The organism is Geothrix terrae, assembly GCF_022808775.1.
Classification (GTDB): Bacteria; Acidobacteriota; Holophagae; order Holophagales; family Holophagaceae; genus Geothrix; species Geothrix terrae.
In genome coordinates this window covers 565,816-582,563 of the sequence record NZ_JAKZLA010000001.1, presented here as the reverse complement: position 1 = coordinate 582,563, position 16,748 = coordinate 565,816, and the positions used below count along the sequence as shown (strand labels likewise).

General features: G+C 67.2%; 13 protein-coding genes. 6 read left to right on the top strand and 7 right to left on the bottom strand.

Going from position 1 to position 16,748, the window contains the following annotated elements; genetic code table 11:
• Positions 1–135: 135 nt before the first annotated feature.
• Positions 136–822 (bottom strand): HAD family hydrolase, encoded by a 687-nt coding sequence (locus tag MLE42_RS02720; RefSeq protein WP_243286336.1) that lies wholly within the window; start codon positions 820–822, stop codon positions 136–138.
• A 53-nt stretch (positions 823–875) separates the two neighbouring features.
• Between MLE42_RS02720 and MLE42_RS02715 the strand changes: the two genes are divergently transcribed.
• From MLE42_RS02715 to aqpZ, 3 genes are all read left to right on the top strand, one after another.
• The gene (locus tag MLE42_RS02715; protein ID WP_243286335.1) at positions 876–1,232 is read left to right on the top strand and encodes a hypothetical protein; all 357 of its coding nucleotides are present in this window, start codon (positions 876–878) and stop codon (positions 1,230–1,232) included.
• A gap of 2 nt (positions 1,233–1,234) precedes the next feature.
• Positions 1,235–2,050 (top strand): 3'-5' exonuclease, encoded by an 816-nt coding sequence (locus MLE42_RS02710; protein ID WP_243286334.1) that lies wholly within the window; start codon positions 1,235–1,237, stop codon positions 2,048–2,050.
• 80 nt (positions 2,051–2,130) lie between these two features.
• A complete protein-coding gene (gene aqpZ, locus MLE42_RS02705) occupies positions 2,131–2,808 on the top strand; it encodes an aquaporin Z (protein ID WP_243286333.1) in 678 nt (225 codons plus the stop codon).
• A 15-nt stretch (positions 2,809–2,823) separates the two neighbouring features.
• On the opposite strand, the gene MLE42_RS02700 is transcribed toward aqpZ, so the two are convergent.
• Together MLE42_RS02700 and MLE42_RS02695 are read right to left on the bottom strand one after the other, a co-directional pair.
• Positions 2,824–3,594, bottom strand: a complete 771-nt coding sequence (locus tag MLE42_RS02700) for a TIGR00282 family metallophosphoesterase (RefSeq protein WP_243286332.1) — start codon at positions 3,592–3,594, stop codon at positions 2,824–2,826.
• 62 nt (positions 3,595–3,656) lie between these two features.
• Positions 3,657–6,638, bottom strand: coding sequence for a TonB-dependent receptor (locus MLE42_RS02695; RefSeq protein WP_243286331.1), 2,982 nt, complete (start codon positions 6,636–6,638; stop codon positions 3,657–3,659).
• A gap of 180 nt (positions 6,639–6,818) precedes the next feature.
• Between MLE42_RS02695 and MLE42_RS02690 the strand changes: the two genes are divergently transcribed.
• Both MLE42_RS02690 and MLE42_RS02685 read left to right on the top strand, forming a co-directional pair.
• Positions 6,819–8,561: a SpoIVB peptidase S55 domain-containing protein gene (locus tag MLE42_RS02690; protein WP_243286330.1), complete on the top strand. Its 1,743-nt coding sequence runs from the start codon at positions 6,819–6,821 to the stop codon at positions 8,559–8,561.
• Positions 8,562–8,584: 23 nt separating this feature from the next.
• Positions 8,585–10,693: a hypothetical protein gene (locus MLE42_RS02685; RefSeq protein ID WP_243286329.1), complete on the top strand. Its 2,109-nt coding sequence runs from the start codon at positions 8,585–8,587 to the stop codon at positions 10,691–10,693.
• A gap of 60 nt (positions 10,694–10,753) precedes the next feature.
• On the opposite strand, the gene MLE42_RS02680 is transcribed toward MLE42_RS02685, so the two are convergent.
• Positions 10,754–11,530: an enoyl-CoA hydratase-related protein gene (locus MLE42_RS02680; RefSeq protein ID WP_243286328.1), complete on the bottom strand. Its 777-nt coding sequence runs from the start codon at positions 11,528–11,530 to the stop codon at positions 10,754–10,756.
• A gap of 58 nt (positions 11,531–11,588) precedes the next feature.
• Between MLE42_RS02680 and nadC the strand changes: the two genes are divergently transcribed.
• The gene (gene nadC, locus MLE42_RS02675) at positions 11,589–12,437 is read left to right on the top strand and encodes a carboxylating nicotinate-nucleotide diphosphorylase (RefSeq protein WP_243286327.1); all 849 of its coding nucleotides are present in this window, start codon (positions 11,589–11,591) and stop codon (positions 12,435–12,437) included.
• Positions 12,438–12,579: 142 nt separating this feature from the next.
• Here nadC and MLE42_RS02670 read toward each other — a convergent pair whose 3' ends face one another.
• The 3 genes from MLE42_RS02670 to lipB all read right to left on the bottom strand — a co-directional run bounded on the left by MLE42_RS02670 (position 12,580) and on the right by lipB (position 16,697).
• Positions 12,580–14,097, bottom strand: coding sequence for a TolC family protein (locus tag MLE42_RS02670; RefSeq protein WP_243286326.1), 1,518 nt, complete (start codon positions 14,095–14,097; stop codon positions 12,580–12,582).
• Positions 14,098–14,248: 151 nt separating this feature from the next.
• Positions 14,249–15,388, bottom strand: a complete 1,140-nt coding sequence (locus MLE42_RS02665) for an acyl-CoA dehydrogenase family protein (RefSeq protein ID WP_243286325.1) — start codon at positions 15,386–15,388, stop codon at positions 14,249–14,251.
• 181 nt (positions 15,389–15,569) lie between these two features.
• Complete coding sequence (gene lipB, locus MLE42_RS02660; protein WP_243286324.1) at positions 15,570–16,697, bottom strand: lipoyl(octanoyl) transferase LipB; 1,128 nt, start codon at positions 16,695–16,697, stop codon at positions 15,570–15,572.
• Positions 16,698–16,748 lie beyond the last annotated feature (51 nt).

The window sequence follows — 16,748 nt, the reverse complement described above, 5'->3', positions numbered from 1 at the left end:
ACCTCTTGTTTGGGAAGGTGACTGAAGGGGCTGAGGAACGGAGACTGCGCAACCTTGCAAGGAGAGGTCTCGCGTATCCGCGGAGCGGATACCGAGATGGAATCCTCCGTTCCCCCAGCATAGCGGAGGACAGGGTCACCAGCCTGCGAGCAGGGCGGGCAGGTCGAGGATGGAATCGAGCACGGGGAAGGGGGATTCCACTGGGGTGGCGACCACTTCATGAGCCCAGGTCAGGTGGTAGGGGATGTGGATCGCGCGCGCGCCCAGGGCCAATACCGGCAGGATGTCGGACTTCACCGAGTTGCCCACCATCGTGAAGGCCTGGGGTTGGAGGCCGTGGCGCCCGAGGAGGGCCGCGTAGGTCGCCTCGTCCTTCTCGGAGACGATCTCCACCCGCGAGAAGTGATGTCCGAGGCCGGACTTCGCCAGCTTGGTCTCCTGGTCGAAGAGGTCGCCCTTGGTGATGAGCATCAGGTCGAAAGCCCCGGCCAGCTGTCCCAGGACCTCGGCCACGCCCGGGAGGGGCTCCACGGGCTTGTCCAGCATGGCCTGGCCCAGCTCCAGCACCTTCCGGACGCCCGCTCCGTCGAGGCGGTCCTCGGTCAGCTCCAGGGCCGTCTCGATCATGGAGAGCGTGAAGCCCTTGATGCCATAGCCGTAGCGGCGGAGGTTGCGCATCTCCGTCTCGTGGAGGCGGGCATCGATCCAGGCGTCGTCGTGGAAGGGGCGCAAGAGGGCCCGGAAGGCCTCCTGGGTCTCGGCGTAGAGGGTCTCGTTGTGCCAGAGGGTGTCGTCGGCGTCGAAGGCGAGGGTGGGGCGCATGGCGGTTTCCGTGGAGAATCCCCAGCCTACAATGGAAGTTTTCCGAGGTATTCATGGCCGCTTCCAAGACCCGCACCGATTGGGCCCTCTTCCTGCTGCGTCTCGCCGTGGGCGGCATGGCGGTGCTTCACGGCTTCGAGATCCTCCGCCGCGCCCACGGGGCCATCAGCTTCGCCCAGGCCTCCACATGGGGCCTGGCCCTGGGCGAGCTGGTGTGCGGCGCCCTCATCCTGCTCGGCGTGTGGGTGGCCCTGGCGGGCGGGATTCTCGTGGCCGTCCTGGGCTGGCCACTGGTGCACGGCTGGATGCACGGCGCCGGGCCCCTGTCGAACCTGCCCGCCCTCTTCCGCCTGCTCGTGGGCCTGGCCTGCGCGGTGGGCGGCGGCGGGAAATGGGCGCTGGAGAAGTAGCCATGCTGCGCCCTCCGCACCACCAGATCTTCGCCTTCGATGCCGAGTGGGTGCCGGACCCAGCCACGGGACGGCGGGTGCTGGACCTTCCGAAGGAGATGCCGGACGAGGAGGTGACCGAGCGCCTCTGGGCCTACGGCGGGGCCACGGAGACGGAGCCCCGGCCCTACCTCAAGACCATCCTCTGCCGCGTGGTGTCCATCGCGGCGGTGATCCGCACAGTGCGGCACGGTGACGTCCAGCACAAGCTCTTCGCGCTCCCGGAGGGGCCGGAGGCCCTGGCCGAGGACGACCTGCTGCGCCGTTTCCTGGTGGCCCTGGGGGACAAGAAGCCCCAGCTGGTGGGCTTCAACTCCCGGGATGCCGATATGCCCATCCTCGTGCAGCGCGCCATGGTGCACCGTCTGTCCATCCCGGGCCTGGGTCGCAGCGCGGAGAAGTGGGCACCGGGCGACTTCTTCGATCGCTACGGAAACCAGCACATCGACCTCCGCGAGATCACCGGCGCCTGGGGGAAGGCCTCGTCCACGCTGCACGAGCTGGCCACGGCCTGCGGGATTCCCGGCAAGCTGGGCACCGACGGCAAGAGCGTCATCGACCTCTGGCGGGCGGGGGACATCACCGGCATCGTCCGCTACAACCAGTTCGACGCCCTCACCACCTTCCTGGTGTGGTTGCGGGCCATGACGCTCTCGGGCCACCTGACGCCCGAGCAGATGGAGGCCGAGGAGGCTCAGATCCGCGCCCTGGTCCGTCAGAAGGCCGAGGCGGATCCGGCCTTTAACCTCTACCTGGAGGGGTGGACTCGGCTCGCTTGACTCCTGCTTGAATCCTTCGAAGAGACGGCTAGACTGGCCCCAGCTTTCCGGCCATCACGCTTTTCTTCCATGGAGGATGTGTGAACAAAAGGCTTGCGGCGGAATTCTTCGGGACCCTCTGGTTGGTGCTGGGTGGGTGTGGCAGCGCCGTGCTGGCCGCAACCTTCCCGGGCGTGGGCATCGGCTTCCTCGGTGTCGCCCTAGCCTTTGGGCTCACGGTGCTGACCATGGCCTTCGCCATTGGCCCCATCTCCGGCTGCCACCTGAACCCAGCCGTGACCTTGGGCCTGGCCGTGGGCGGACGCTTCCCCTACAAGGATGTGACCGGCTATTGGCTGGCGCAGGTGCTGGGGGCCGTGGTCGCCTCGGCCATCCTCTACGTCATCGCCACGGGCAACGGGTCCGCCATCGGCGGTTTCGCGGCCAACGGCTATGCGGACCACTCGCCTGGCAAGTACGGGCTGGGCGCGGCTTTCTTGACTGAAGTGGTGATGACCTTCTTCTTCCTCATGGTGATCCTGGGCAGCACCGCCAAGAAGGCCGCGCCAGGTTTCGCGCCCATCGCCATCGGCCTCTGTCTCACCCTCATCCACCTCATCAGCATCCCGGTGACGAACACGTCCGTGAATCCCGCCCGCAGCACGGGACCGGCCCTGTTTGTCGGCGGCTGGGCCCTCGGCCAGCTCTGGCTCTTCTGGGTGGCGCCCCTCCTGGGGGCGGCCATTGCGGGCTGGCTCTTCCCCAAGCTCGAGGACTGAACCCCTCGAAGATCTCTACAGCTTCCTCAGGATCCGCTCGATGCTGATCGCCTTCCGGCCCTCGGTGGTGACCAGCACGGCGTGGAGCTGGAGGTCGGCTTCGGCCACTTCGTACTTGGGGCGCTGGACCTTGAGGAAGCGGCCGATGCTGGCCTCCTTCTTCATGCCGATGACTCCGTCGTAGGGGCCGGTCATGCCGATGTCGGTGATGTAGGCCGTGCCGCCGGGCAGCACCTTGGCGTCCAGGGTGGGCACGTGGGTGTGGGTTCCCAGGACGGCCGCCGCGCGGCCCTCCAGGTGGAAGCCCATGGCCTGGGCCTCGCTGGTGGCTTCGGCGTGCATGTCCACGATGACCAGGTCGGCCCGCTCCTTCTGGAGGATGCTGTCCACGCCCCGGAAGGGGCAGTCGCAGGCGGGCATGTGCACCCGGCCCATGAGGTTGATGACGAGAACCTCGGCTCCCGAGGGCGTATGCAGCTTCACCCACCCGTTCCCCGGTGTGTCGGGGGGGTGGTTGGCGGGTCGCAGCAGGCGGGGCTCCAGGCGGAAGTAGCTCTCGATCCCCTTCACGTCGAAGGCATGGTTGCCCGTGGTGATGACGTCCACGCCGAAGCGGTCGAACCACTCCCGGGCGATGGTGTCGGTGATGCCGTGGCCGTGGGCGGCGTTCTCGCCGTTCACGATCACGAGGTCAGCGCCGGTCTCCCGGCGCAGCTCGGGCACGAAGGCCTCCACCAGCCGCCGCCCCGGTTCCCCCACCACATCGCCCAGCGCCAGGATCTTCATGCTTCCAGCCTAGCGAAAAAAGGGCGGCGCCGGAGCGCCGCCCTTTCGTAGTGCGGGTGGGACTAGAAGGCGAAGCGTGCGCCGACCTGGATCTGGCGGGCGGAGCCGGTCCAGTTCTGCTGCGGGTTGAGTGCAAGCTGCTGCGCGTCAACCGTGGAGACATTCGAGGTCGTGGTATTGGGCACCGAGGGAGTCCTGTTTGACAGGTAGGTGTCCTGGCGGTTGAACAGGTTGAATACGTCGGCCGACAGGGTCAATTTGATCCGCTTGGTAAATTCGATGTCTCGACGAAGCCCAAGGTCGAAAGTCAATGTGGATCCGGCTCGCTGGGTATTACGGCCCGTGTCGACGCCATTCTGGAAGTAACGATCGTTTGTGGTATTCCCGTCACCGTTCACATCGGCACTGTACGTCAAGGTATAGGGGGTCCCGGTCTGGTAGCGCACAGAAACGGACGCGAGGATTCCGGTAACCTGCTTGTCGAGGAAGCTGAAGTAGCCGGTCAACACCTGGCGGCGATCCGTGTCGGCATAGCCCCACTGGTTCCCCAGAAGGCCTGCATCCTGGATGCTGATGCCCGAGTAGTTGCGCTCGTTGGAATCGCTGTCCTTGTTGATGGCGTAGGTGTAGTACAGCTGGGCGTCAAAAGCGCTGCCATCCTTGTGGTACTTCAGACTGGCCGTGTAGGCGTGGTAGAGGCTGGTAGCATCCGAGAAATACATTCCCATGGTGCCGTAGTTGGCATTTGGCCGGATTGGCGTCCAGGAGATGGTGGTCCGTCCTCCGACCGTTGTAGTCGTGAGAGTGGAAGGGTACATCAGGCGCCCATAAGCGTTGGGAGTCGGTGTTCCGAGGTTAAGATCTGCAGTTCGCTCCAGCTGCTTGCCCCTAGCGTAGGTGGCGGATAGACCGAGCACCAAGTCGTTGAAGAAGGGACGCTCGGCGCCGATGTTCACGCGGTCGGTGTAGGGGTTCTTGAAGTCCGGGTTGAAGGTCCAGATGTTGAATCCTGTGAAGGTCACGCCCGTCGGCAGGGAGGAAATCCAATAGGGGTTCGCCGCGTTGAAGGAGGCCCCGATGGGGATGCCATAGGTGGCGGCATCACCCGGCTGGAAATCCTTGGATCCCGTGCGGACGCCGTTGGCAGCATAGGCTTGGTAGAAGAACACGGCCGGCGTGGTGCTGACGTAGCGGCCGACGCTGCCGCGGATCACGGTCTTGCCCTGGTCGAAGGCCGGAGTCCAGGTGAAGGACACGCGGGGCGAGAACTGGCTGTCCGAGGGGATCTTGGCCGTGATGGGCATGGGGTTCGCGAGCGGGTCGCCCATGTTCAGGATCGGGTAGTCCGGGTTCTCCTGGCGGTCCCAGCGGATGCCGGCCCCGAGCTTGAAGGTGTCGGTGAGGCGCCATTCGGTCTGGATGAAGGCGGCCATCTGCTTGTAGCTGGTGTCAAAGAGGCCAGCCTGCTGGACGGGGCTGTTCAGGCCGAAGTTCTGACGGTAATAGCTCCAGAGGCCATTGCGAAAATCAGCAAGAGAGTTGAACTGGTAGACCCCCTGCCAGTTGCCGGCGAAGAACTCCGACACGTTGATGTCGTTGTAGTCCACGCCCGCCTTCACCTGGAAGGTGGGAGTCACGTAGCTGATGTTCTCCTGGATCTGGGTGCGCTTGGTGTTGTAGGTCCGGTCGAAGGGGTAGGCGCCGTAGTAGCCCACGTTGCTGATGCTGACCTCCGGGAGGTGCGAGTAGGTCGAGCGGGGCATGTCGTCCTTGGTATGGCTCACCCGGAACTCGTTCATCCAGTTCCCGCTGATCACCCAGTTCCACTGCAGCACGTAGGCGTCGGTGGTGACGTCATCCGAGGCCAGGTTCTCGGAGGAGGCCATGGTGCTGGCGCCGGTGACGCCCTTGAACTTGGAGTGGTTGATCCGGAACTGGATGTTGTGGTCGACGGTGGGGTTCCAGTCGAAGCGGAGGAAGTAGACGTCGGAATCCGCCTTGGCGGAGTAGTCGCCGGCCTTGGCCAGGAGCACCGCATCATTGGGGTAGGTGGCGGGGTCCAGGGTCACGGGCCGGCTGCCGCCCCAGACCTGGTGGATGGGATCCTTCCGGCGCTGGGCGTCGTAGGCCACGAAGTAGAACAGCTTGTCCTTGAGGATGGGGCCGCCCACGCTGAAGCCGAACTGCTCCTGCTGGAAGTCCCCGACCGGATTCGTGGTGGTGGTGCCATTGGGCTGACGCAGGGTCGGGCCGGCTTCCACCCAGCCCCGGGGGCGCTGGTAGTAGAAGAGGCTGCCGCTCAGGTCGTTGGTGCCGTTCTTGGTGATGGCGTTCACATAGCCGCCGCCCATGCGGCCGAACTCGGCGCTGGCGCCGTCGGTGATCACCTGGTACTCGCGGATGGCCTCGATGGAGATGGTGAAGGGCGTCTTGCCCTCGGCCGCGCCGGTGGCGCCCCCGAAGAAGGGCTCGTTGTTGTCGCCGCCATCGATGTTGATGGAGGTGTTCACGCCGCGCTGGCCGGCGATGGCGAGGTTGCCGCGGCTGCTGTCCACCACGACCTGGGGAGCCAGGGTCGCCAGGTTCGTGAAGTTACGGTTGAAGACCGGCAGGTTGGTGAGGTTGTCGGGGGAGATGATGGCGGCGGCGCTGGCGCGCTCCGTGTCCACCTGAGCGGTGGCGGCGATCACTTCCACGGTGGCGCCGGTCTCGGGAGCGAGTTTGATGGTCAGCGGGGCGGCATCGCCGAGGTTCAGGTTCACCTTGACGTTGCTCGCGGTCTGGAAACCGGCCTTGGTGACGGTGACGGTGTAGGGGCCCACCGGCAGAAGGGTGGCCAGGTAGCGGCCTTCGGCGCTGGTCTGCAGGGTGCGGGTGAGGCCGGTCTCGGTGTTCCGGATGACCACCGTGGCTCCGGCGACGCCAGCGCCCTGGTTATCGAGCACGCGACCACCCAGCTGGGTGGAGACACCCTGGGCCATGATGGGGGCCGCCGCCACGAGCAGGGCCACAAGGGATGAGCCGGCGAAATGCCTTGATCGCATGAGAAGTTCCTCCGTGTTCCCCAAAGAATAGCCACGGGGGGCATCGCATTAAAAGGGATCTGTTGGTCAAGGAACGAAAAAGTCACATGCAGCATCTGAAATTCACAGGGGCGCCCGGCCGGCGGCCGTCCCGGTCATCGGGACTGTCCTGCTAGGCTTCATACATTCCTTGAGATATCAATGAAACTGGTCGCCCTCGCCTTCGCCCTCTTTTCTCTGGTACCCCTGGCAGGCCAGGGGCCCGCCACCCTTCCGGTCGCAGAGATCCGGGCGGGCATGAAGGGGTACGGCCGGACGGTGTTCCAGGGCGGCAAGATTGAGCGCTTCGAGTTCGAAGTGCTGGGGGTGCAACGGAACGCCGCCCCAGGCAAAAGCCGCATCATGGTCAGGGCCTCTGGAGGGCCGCTGACCGACACGGGGATCCTGGCCGGCATGAGCGGCAGCCCCTGCTACATCGACGGGAAACTCATCGGGGCGCTGAGCACGGGCATCCTCTTCGAGAAGGAGGCCATCGGCGGCATCACCCCCATCGCCGAGATGCTGGACCAGCTCCGGGACATCCCGGAAACCCCGCCCAGCCGCACGCCCCTGATCCTGCCCAAGCTGGAGCCACCCAAGGTCCTCAAGGCGGCCCTCTCTGGGCAGATGCTAGATTTCCGGACGCTGATGGGCGAGCCGGATCCCCAGGCCGTGCCCATGTCCATCGTCGGCAGCGCGCTCGGGCCCGAAGCCCGGCGCCTCTGGGCCGGGTTCCCGGTCGCCTTCGCCGCCGCGCCGGTCCTATCCGGGGGCGCGCGGGAGGAGGCCAGCCCCCTCGAACCGGGAGGCATGGCGGCCGTCACGCTCATGCAGGGCGATCTGGACCTGGCCGCCGCGGGCACCATCACCTATATCTCGGGCAAGCGGGTGCTGCTCTTCGGGCACCAGCTGTTCAACCTCGGGTCCGTGGACCTGCCCCTCTGGTCCGCCACGGTGGCGAGCACCGTGGCCAGCTACCAGAGCTCCTTCAAGATGGCCATGCCCGTGGCGCCCATCGGCGCCCTGCGGCTGGACCGCAGCTCCGGTGTCGCGGGGCTGCTGGGGGCCGAGGCGCGGATGGTCCCCCTCCGGATCGGCCTGAACCTGGGGGGCAAGCGCACCCTGAATTTCCGGTTCGAACTGATGGACCACCCTGTGGCCACCCCGGCCCTGGTGGCCACGGCCGTGGCGCAGACCCTGGACGCCCACACCCGGGGCCTCGGGCTCCAGAGCCTGTCCATGCAGGGCAACATCAAGCTGGCCGGGCACCCGGCGATCCTGATCGAGAACGTCATCGCGGACCTGAACCCCTCGCGCCTCTCCCAGTACGTCGGGGCCATGCTCCAGGCCATCACGCTCAATCCCTTCGAGAAGCCGGTGTTCGAAGGGATCTCCCTCACCATCAAGGCGGAGGAGCGGCTGGATCTCTCGGCCATCGCGGGTGTCCGTCTCCTCAAGGCCCGGGCGAAGCGGGGAGAGATCCTTCCGGTGCTGGTCACCCTTCAGAACATCCAGGGCGTGCGCGAGACCGCCACCTTCAACATCCAGGTGCCTTCCTCCGCGGCCAAGGGCAAGGCGACCCTCATGGTCGGCGATGGATTCAGCCTCATGGCGGCCGATCCGGATGAGCGCATGATCGAGGTGGCCAACCTGGGGGATGTGGTACGCCTCCTGAACGGGGCCCTCCGGAACAACCACGCCTACGCGCTGCTGGTGCAGAGTCAGCCCGGCGCCGGGCTTCGCGGCAGCCGCATCGAGGGCATTCCGCCCACGGTGGCGACCCTGGTCAGCGGCGACGGGGCCAGTAGCGACAACAAGCTCCAGCGGCGGATCGTGGGCCGGGCCGTCCTGCCGCTCGACCGCGAGGTGCGGGGGCTGAGCCAGCTGGACGTGGAAATCGAGTGATGGACATGAATCGAAAGGGCTCTATGCGCTGGATGACTTTCCTTCTCTCCGCTGTCGTGGGCGTGGCGGCTCTGGCGGATCAGCCCGTGGCCACCTTCTCCGGGTTCAACGACTGGCTGGGGTCCGAGACCCACGGCGTTCGCATCGGGGCCGACGGCCGGCTGCGCCTGGCGCCGAACCTGCGTCGCGTGGGCCAGCTGCCCGAGGGCGTGATCTGGGCAGCCGTTCCGGATGGTTCTGGGGGTGCGTACCTGTCCGCGGGCACGGACGGCAAGCTCTTCCACTACACCGGTGGCCAGGTGAAGCCCCTGGGCCAGGTGAAGGGCGGCATCGTGTTCGCCCTGGCGCGCCTGGGCCAGGATCTGATCGTGGCGCCCACGGGGGAGGGGAAGCTCTTCCGCGTGTCCCCTTCCGGCGACGTGAAGCCTTTCGCGGACATCGAGGCCCGCATCGTCTGGGCCCTGGCGGTGGATGGAGATGCTGTCATCGCCGCGGGTGGTTCCGAGAAGGGCGCCGTGCTGGTCCAGGCCCGGAGCGGATCGAGCCGCCGCCTGGCGGAACTGGCGGACGAGACGGCGTTCACGGCCCTGACGCCGGACGGGCAGGGAGGCTGGTACCTCGGCAGCCATGGCCGAGGTCTGGTGCTCCGCTACAGCCGCCAGGGTGATCGCCTCGAGACGCTGATGGATACACCCTTTGAAGAGGTGCGCGCCCTGGCCGTGGCCGATGGGCAGCTCTACGTCGGCGCGGACAATGGGCTCACGCCGAAGTTCAGCACTGGCCAATTGGAACGGCGCGAAGGCTATCTCCAGGCGGATACCGCGGCGGCCACGCGGTCGGCCGTCATCCGCCTGGACCGCGATCGGGTGCCCGAGACCCTGTGGCAGAGCGCCCAGAGCCAGGTCTACGCCCTGACCCCATGGAAGGGCCAGCTGCTGGTGGGCACGGGCAACCGTTCCCGCCTCTTCTCTCTGCCCCTCGGCAAGGTGCGCGATACGGATCCCTTCGCCGTGGTGCAGGAGCTGGGCACGGCGCAGGCCACGGCCTTCCTGCCCTCCGGCGGGGATCTTCTCGTGGTGGGCTCGAACCCCGCCGAGCTGCACCTGCTGTCCGAAGCCCAGGCCACCGAGGGCACCGTCGAATCCCGGATCCTCAAAGGAGCGCCCCTGGCGGATTGGGGCCGAGCCTACCTTGATGCCGACACGCCATCGGGCACCAACGTGGAATTCCAGTTCCGCACGGGGAGCACGGAGACGCCGGATGCCACCTGGAGCCCCTGGACGCCCCCCCTGCGCAGCGGCGAGCGTCCGGCCCTGCCGTCTTCTCGGTTCGCCCAGTTCCGTCTGCGCCTCAGCAGCACCCGGGGCGGCGCCACCCCGGTGGTGGAGACCGTGACCGTCCACTGGGCCCACCGGAACCTGGCCCCGATCTGGGAGGGCGTGGACACGATGCCGCCAGGCCTGGTCATCACGCGCACGGCGCCCCCGGATGACATCGGCATTGAACGGGTGCCCCTGGAGACGCAGAAGCTCATCCCAGCCATGGGCTACATGGGCGCCGAGAAGCGCAGCTTCCGCCGCGGCGCCCAGAGCTTCGTGTTCCGCGTGAACGACCCCAACGCCGACACCCTCCAGTTCGCCATCCGGCTCGTGCCCGAGCGGGGCGCGCCGATCCTTCTGGAAAAGGCCTGGAAAGAGAAGTTCTTCAGCTTCGACACCCTGCCCGTGCCCGATGGCCGGTACCGCCTCGAAGTGACCGCTTCGGACGCGCCGACGGCAGCCTTCAACGTCGCCCTCACCAGCCTCTGGCGGACTGCCCCCTTCATCATCGACCACACACCGCCCACCATCTCCGAGCTGAGCGCCACGCCCGAGGGTGAGGGCGTCCGGATCCGCTTCGTGGCCCGGGACGAGACCTCCACCCTGAAGGAGGCCGCCGTCAGCGCCGATGGGGAGCATTGGCTGCAGATCGTGCCGGAGGACCGGGTCTTCGACCAGAAAGACGAGCGTTTCGACGTGGTTGTGCCCCGGGATGCCGTCCGCGGCGACCGCGTCCTCGTGAAGGTCGCGGACCAGAACAACAACGAGCAGACAGCCGCGGTCACGCTTGGCGCGGTGGGCGCCAAGCGTTAACCGTTTTCACCGCAGAAAAGCGGGGCCACCCGGCCCCGCTTTTCTGCGGTGAAAAAAAGACTACAAGCCCTTGAACTGAGCCGCGCGCTTCTCCAGGAAGGCGCCCATGCCTTCCTGCATGTCCTGGGAGGAGGCGAGAAGGCCGAAGAGGGCGGCCTCGTACTGAAGGCCCTGGTCCTGGGGCATCTCGATGCCTTCGTTGACGGCGGCCAGGGCGCTGCGGAGGGCCAGGGGCCCCCGGGAGAGGATGGTCTTGGCCAGCTTCTCCGCCGTGGCCTTGAGGTCCGCCAGCGCGACCACACGGCTCACGAGGCCCATGCGCAGGGCGTCGGCGGCGGGGGTCATCTCGGCGCTGAGGATCATGTCGAGGGCCACGCCCTTGCCCACGAGGCGGGGCAGGCGCTGGGTGCCGCCGTAGCCGGGGATGATGCCCAGGCTCACCTCGGGCAGGCCGAATTTGGCGTTCTCGCTGGCGATGCGGATGTGGCAGGCCAGGGCCAGCTCGCAGCCACCACCCAGCGCGAAGCCGTTCACGGCGGCGATGACGGGCTTGGGCATGGACTCGATCCGCTGGAACACGGCCTGCCCGCGCAGGGCCTGGACCCGGGCGCTGGCGGTGTCGAGGGTCTTCAGCTCGGCGATATCGGCCCCGGCCACGAAGGCCTTCTCCCCGGCGCCCGTGACCACCACGGCGCCCACCTCGGCATCCTGTTCCAGGTCTGCGAAGACCAGCTCCAGCTCCTTCAGCACCTCGTTGTTGAGGGCATTGAGCTTCTCGGGCCGGTTGAGGGTGACCCAGGCGATGCGGTCGGTTTTCTCGACGAGGACGAAGGACATGGGAGGCTCCTGGTTTGGGATCGGTGTCGAGCATTGTAAGCTGGGGCCGGAGTGACCGATGTTCCATCCCCCGCACCCCGAAGCCTACCGCGACCAGCTGCGCGCCTTCCTGCGGGAGGACTGGGGCACCCAGGACTGGACCACGGCTGCCGTGCCCGACCGGCCCATGACCGCCCGGGTGGTGGCCAAGGGCGACCTGGTGCTGGCGGGACTTCCCATGGCGGTGGAGACCTTCCGGCTCACCTGTCCGAACCTCAACGCGGATCTGGCACGAAACGACGGCCAGCGGGTCGGCCCGGGCACCGAGGTGATGCGTCTGCGCGGTTCCAGCCACGGCATCCTCCTGGCGGAGCGGGTGATGCTGAACCTCCTCCAGCGGCTGTCCGGCACGGCGACCCTCACCCGGAAGTTCGTGGAAGCGGTGGAAGGCACCGGCGCGCGCATCCTCGATACCCGCAAGACCACGCCCGGCCTCAAGCTGCTCGAGAAGTACGCCGTGCGCTGCGGCGGGGGCGTGAACCTCCGGCTGACCCTGGGTGACGGTGTGCTCCTGAAGGAGAACCACCTGGCCGCGGCCGGCGGGGTCCGCGCCGCCGTGGAGGCCGCCCGCCGGGCGGCCCCGAACCTGTTGAAGATCGAAGTGGAGGTCGAGAACCTGGGGCAGCTCAAGGCGTGCCTGGACCTGCCGGACGTGGACGGCGTGCTGCTGGACAACATGCCCACCGACCAGATGCGCGAGGCGGTGGCCCTGCGGGACCGCAGCGGCCGGCGGATCTTCCTGGAGGCCAGCGGAAACATCACCCTGGAGCGGGCCCGCCTCGTCGCGGAGACCGGCGTGGACTTCCTCAGCGTGGGGGCGCTCACCCACAGCGCTCCGGCCGTGGACCTCAGCCTGCGGATGGACTGAGCAGCAGCCTCCACCCCTCGGAAACAAGGGACAAGAAGAAGCCCGGCTTTGCCGGGCTTCTTCGCGAGGGTCCGGGGGTGTGCGCGCAGTGCGCCCTTAGATCCTTGCAGCGCATGTGCTGCAAGGGGGCCCCCGGGCAGGATTATTTCACCTCAAGCTTCCGCGCTTCCAGCAGATGGCCCAGGGCCTTCTCCAGGGCGGTCACGGCCTTGGCGTAGGTGATCTGGGCCTGCAGCTCATTGCCCTTGGCGGTGTTCAGGTCGTTGAGCTTGGAGAGCACGAGGAAGTTTGTGCTCATGCCGTTCTCGAACTTCTTCTGCTCGGCCTCGAGGTCCTTTTCTCGGAAGATGCGCGTCTTCTCGGCGGCCACCACGCCCTTGCCGGAGGCGTCCAGGTTGCGGAAGGCCTGGCGCACTTCAAGCGTGATGCCCAGCTCCAGGTCGCGGAGGGTCAGCTCGCTCTGGCGCCGGTTGGCGCGGGCCTGGGCCTGATTGCCCCGGGCTGCCCGGTTCTGGATGGGCATGGAGAACTGGAGGCCCACCGTGTAGCCGGGGTAGGTGCCCTTCGTGAGGTCCTTGTTGACCGCGGCCAGGCCTTCCGACGGGATCTGGGAGGCGGCGTTGCCGGTGTAAGTGGCGAAGGCGTCCAGCTGGGGCAGGATGCGGTTGTTGGCCGCGGTCTCCAGGGCCTGCTTGGATTCCAGGTCGAGGCGGGCGGTCCTGAGTTCGATGCGGTTGGCCAGGGCCTGCTTCTCGGCCGCGGCCTCATTCAGCTCCAGGGGTTTGATGCTGGGGGCATCGGCCGGTTCCAGGTTCAGGGGGCGCTCGGAGGAGGGATAGAGCGCGCGGATCAAGGCGTCCTTGGCATTAAGAAGCTGGGCTTCGGCCGAGATGATGTCCTGCTGGGCCTGGGCGACCGAGGCTTCGGAGGAGGTCACCTCGATCGGGGCCAGGGTGCCCACCTGCACGCGGATCTGGTTTTCGTTGAGCTGCTTCTGGGCCAGGGCCAGGGCCTGCTGCTTGTTCTCCAGATTGCGCTGGGCGAAGACCACGTCCCAGTAGAGGGACTCGGTGCTGGCCACCAGGCTGATGATGGAGAGCTGGAAATTGAGATCCGCGGCCTGGGCGCTCTTGCGCGCCACGATCAGGCGGCTCTCGGTGGTCGCGCGCCCGAAGTTGCGGAGCAGGCTCTGGGAGTAGGTGGCCGAGAAGCTTCCGTCGTAGGGATTGGTCGTGGAGCCGGTGTAGAGGCTGCCGGTGTGGAAGCTGTACAGAGGCGCGTAGCTGAGGCTCAGGTTGCCGCCCCAGCCGAAGGCCTTGGTGGACCCCACGGTCAGGCTCCGGTTGAACGCCGTGCCCTCCAGGGTTCCGAAAGTGCCGTCTCCGTTGGGATAGCGGAAGCCGTCCTGAGTCTTGCTCACGCTCAGGCCGCTGGTGAGGTTCCAGTCGAAGGCGCCCTGCTCGATCATCAGGCCAGCTCGCGTGAAGTCGCGCGTCTCGACGGCGATCTGCACCTGCAGGTTGTTCTTCAGGGAGGTCTCGATGGCGGCCTGAAGGGTCAGCTTCGCGGCGGCGGGCGCGCCCGCATCCGCCTTGGGAGCTTCTTGCGCCACCAGGGAGAAGGCCACCAACAGGGCCGGGAGGATCAGGGGACGCGTCATCACCACTCCTTAGAGGAACAAAAAGAGCCGCCACGGGGACAAGGTGCCTACGGACCAGCCTGCAGGCCCGTTTAGGTAGCCCCGCACAAGCAGGATGCCTCCCTCGCAAGATGAGGGCAAGTGTTATTTCATCGTGCGTTGAAAAGATCGCCTACTTCAGAATCTCGCGGGCGATGACCATGCGCTGGATCTCGCTGGTGCCTTCGTAGATGGTGGTCACACGGACATCCCGGTAGAGCCGCTCGACGGTGTATTCCCGGGAGTACCCATAGCCACCATGGATCTGCACGGCCCGGTCACAGATCCACACGGCGCTTTCCGTGGTGAAGAGTTTGGCGGTGGCGGCCTCCACGGTGCAGGGCTTGCCGGCCCCCTTGAGGGCGGCGGCACGGTAGACCAGCAGGCGGGCGGCCTGGAGGCGCGCCTCCATCTCCGCCAGGTAGGTCTGGATCATCTGGTGCTCGCCGATGGGCTTCCCGAAGGACATGCGGGCCTTGGCGTAGGCCACGCTCTCGTCCATGGCCCGCTGGGCGATGCCCAGGGCCTGGGCCGCGATGCCCACGCGCCCGCCGTCGAGGCCCCCGAAGGCCACCTTCAGGCCATCGCCGGGCTTGCCCAGCATGGCGTCCTCGGACACGAAGGCGTCTTCCAGGGCCACCATCACGGTCTTGCTGGAGCGGAGGCCCATCTTGGCCTCGGGCCGACCCATGACCACGCCCGGCTGATCCGCGTCGAGGATGAAGGCGCTGATGCCCTTCTTGCCCTTGTCCGGGTCGGTGCGCGCCATGGTGATGAAGTAGCGGCCCACGCCGCCGTTGGTGATCCAGGCCTTCGCGCCGTTCAGCTTCCAGCCGCCGTCCACCCGGGTGGCGCGGGTCTTGAGGGCCGCGGCGTCGGAACCCGCGTCGGGCTCCGTGAGCATGAAGCCGCCGATCATCTCGCCGTTCGCCATGGGCTTGAGGTACTTCTGCTTCTGGGCTTCGGTGCCGAAGGCCAGGATCGGCCCGCAGGCCACGGAGTTGTTCACGCTCATGGTCACGGCCACGGAGGCGTCGGCGTAGGCCACCTGCTCCAGGGCCAGGATGTAGCTGAGGAAGTCCACGCCGGCGCCGCCGTAGGCCTCGGGCACGGTCATGCCCATGAAGCCCATCTCCCCGAGCTGCTTCACGATGTCACCGGGGAACTCGCCGCTGGCGTCCCGCGCCGAAGCTCCGGGTTCGATCTCGGACATCGCGAAGTCCCGCGCGGCGTCGCGGATGGCGGTCTGGTCCTCGGTGAACTGGGGGAACATGGGAGGCTCCGGTTGAACATCCCAGGTTAGCAAGGCAGGAACGGGTGCCCTTGGCGCCGCGCCCTACGGGCGGTGGAATCACAGACCGCCCATGCCCGGGCTTGGGGAACCTCCAGCTTTCCGGGAGGGGGATGCGGTGGACGGCCGCAGGAGGCCGCTTCCTTCCCGAAACGGGATCCGTTCAGCAGCCGAGGGTCTTCCTCAGAAGCCCCAGCGCGGCCTTGGAGCCCTCCCACTTCATGAGTTCCAGGGCCTCATCGGGCGCGCACCACTTGAACTCGCTGTGCTCCAGGGGTTCCAGGCGGACGGGGGTTTCGGCGGACACCTCCATGGAGAAGCAGGTCTCCGTGTTGAACCTGGGCTCCGCATCCGGAAAGCGCACGATGGCGGGGTCCACCCAGAAGCTGTGGGAGAGGCCCAAAGGGCGCAGCGTGCCGGTGAGGCCCGTCTCCTCCATCAGCTCCCGGTGGGCGGTCTGCTCGGGCGTCTCGCCAGGCTCCATCATGCCGGTGACACTCTGCCACCAGAGCCCGTGCGCCGGGACGCGGAGCATCATCAGGATCTCGGGGCCCGCCGCGCCGCGGCGCCAGGTCATGGCGGAGACGCTGCGGCTGGGTTCGCGGACCGGCTGCAGGTCCATGGCGAGGAAGGTGAGGAGGTGGCCCTGGAGGCGGTCCGCCGCGACCTCCCAGGTGGGCGCGTCCTCGCCCAGCAGCGACTGGAGGCTGCAGACGCCCTTGTCGGTGAAGCCGCAGGGCGTGATCCAGCGGAAGTGGTCCAGGTTGGGGCGCACGTTGAAGGCGATGCCGTGAGTGGTGATCCAGCGGCTCAGGTGGAGGCCGATGGCGCCCAGCTTCTCGAGGCCCCGCGGGGTCTCCACCCAGATGCCAGGTGCGCCCTTGAGCCGGTCCGCCACCACGCCGAAGTCCGCCGCGGTGCGGATCATGGCCTCCTCCAGCCCGCGCACCAGGCGGCCCACGTCCTCGCGGCCGCCCCGGAGGTTGCAGATGGGGTAGGCCACGATCTGGCCGGGACCATGGTAGGTGACCTCGCCGCCCCGATCGGTGCGGTGGACGCTCACACCCTGGGCGGTCAGGAAATCGTCGCTCATGTGGATGTCGGCTGGCGTGGCGTTTCTGCCCAGCGTGAAGACGGGATCGTGTTCCAGAAGCACGAGCTGGTCGGGATTTCCCGGCTGGCTCACATGGGCGGCCAGGGCCTTCTGCATGCGGAGGCCCGCGGGGTAGAACACCCGTCCGAAGCGGCGGAGCTGGGCGGGACGTGGATTGGAGAAGCCGACTTCGGACATGCCTCGAGTGTAGCCGGGGCGACGGGCCGGCTCCGCCTCTGGCATGATCGT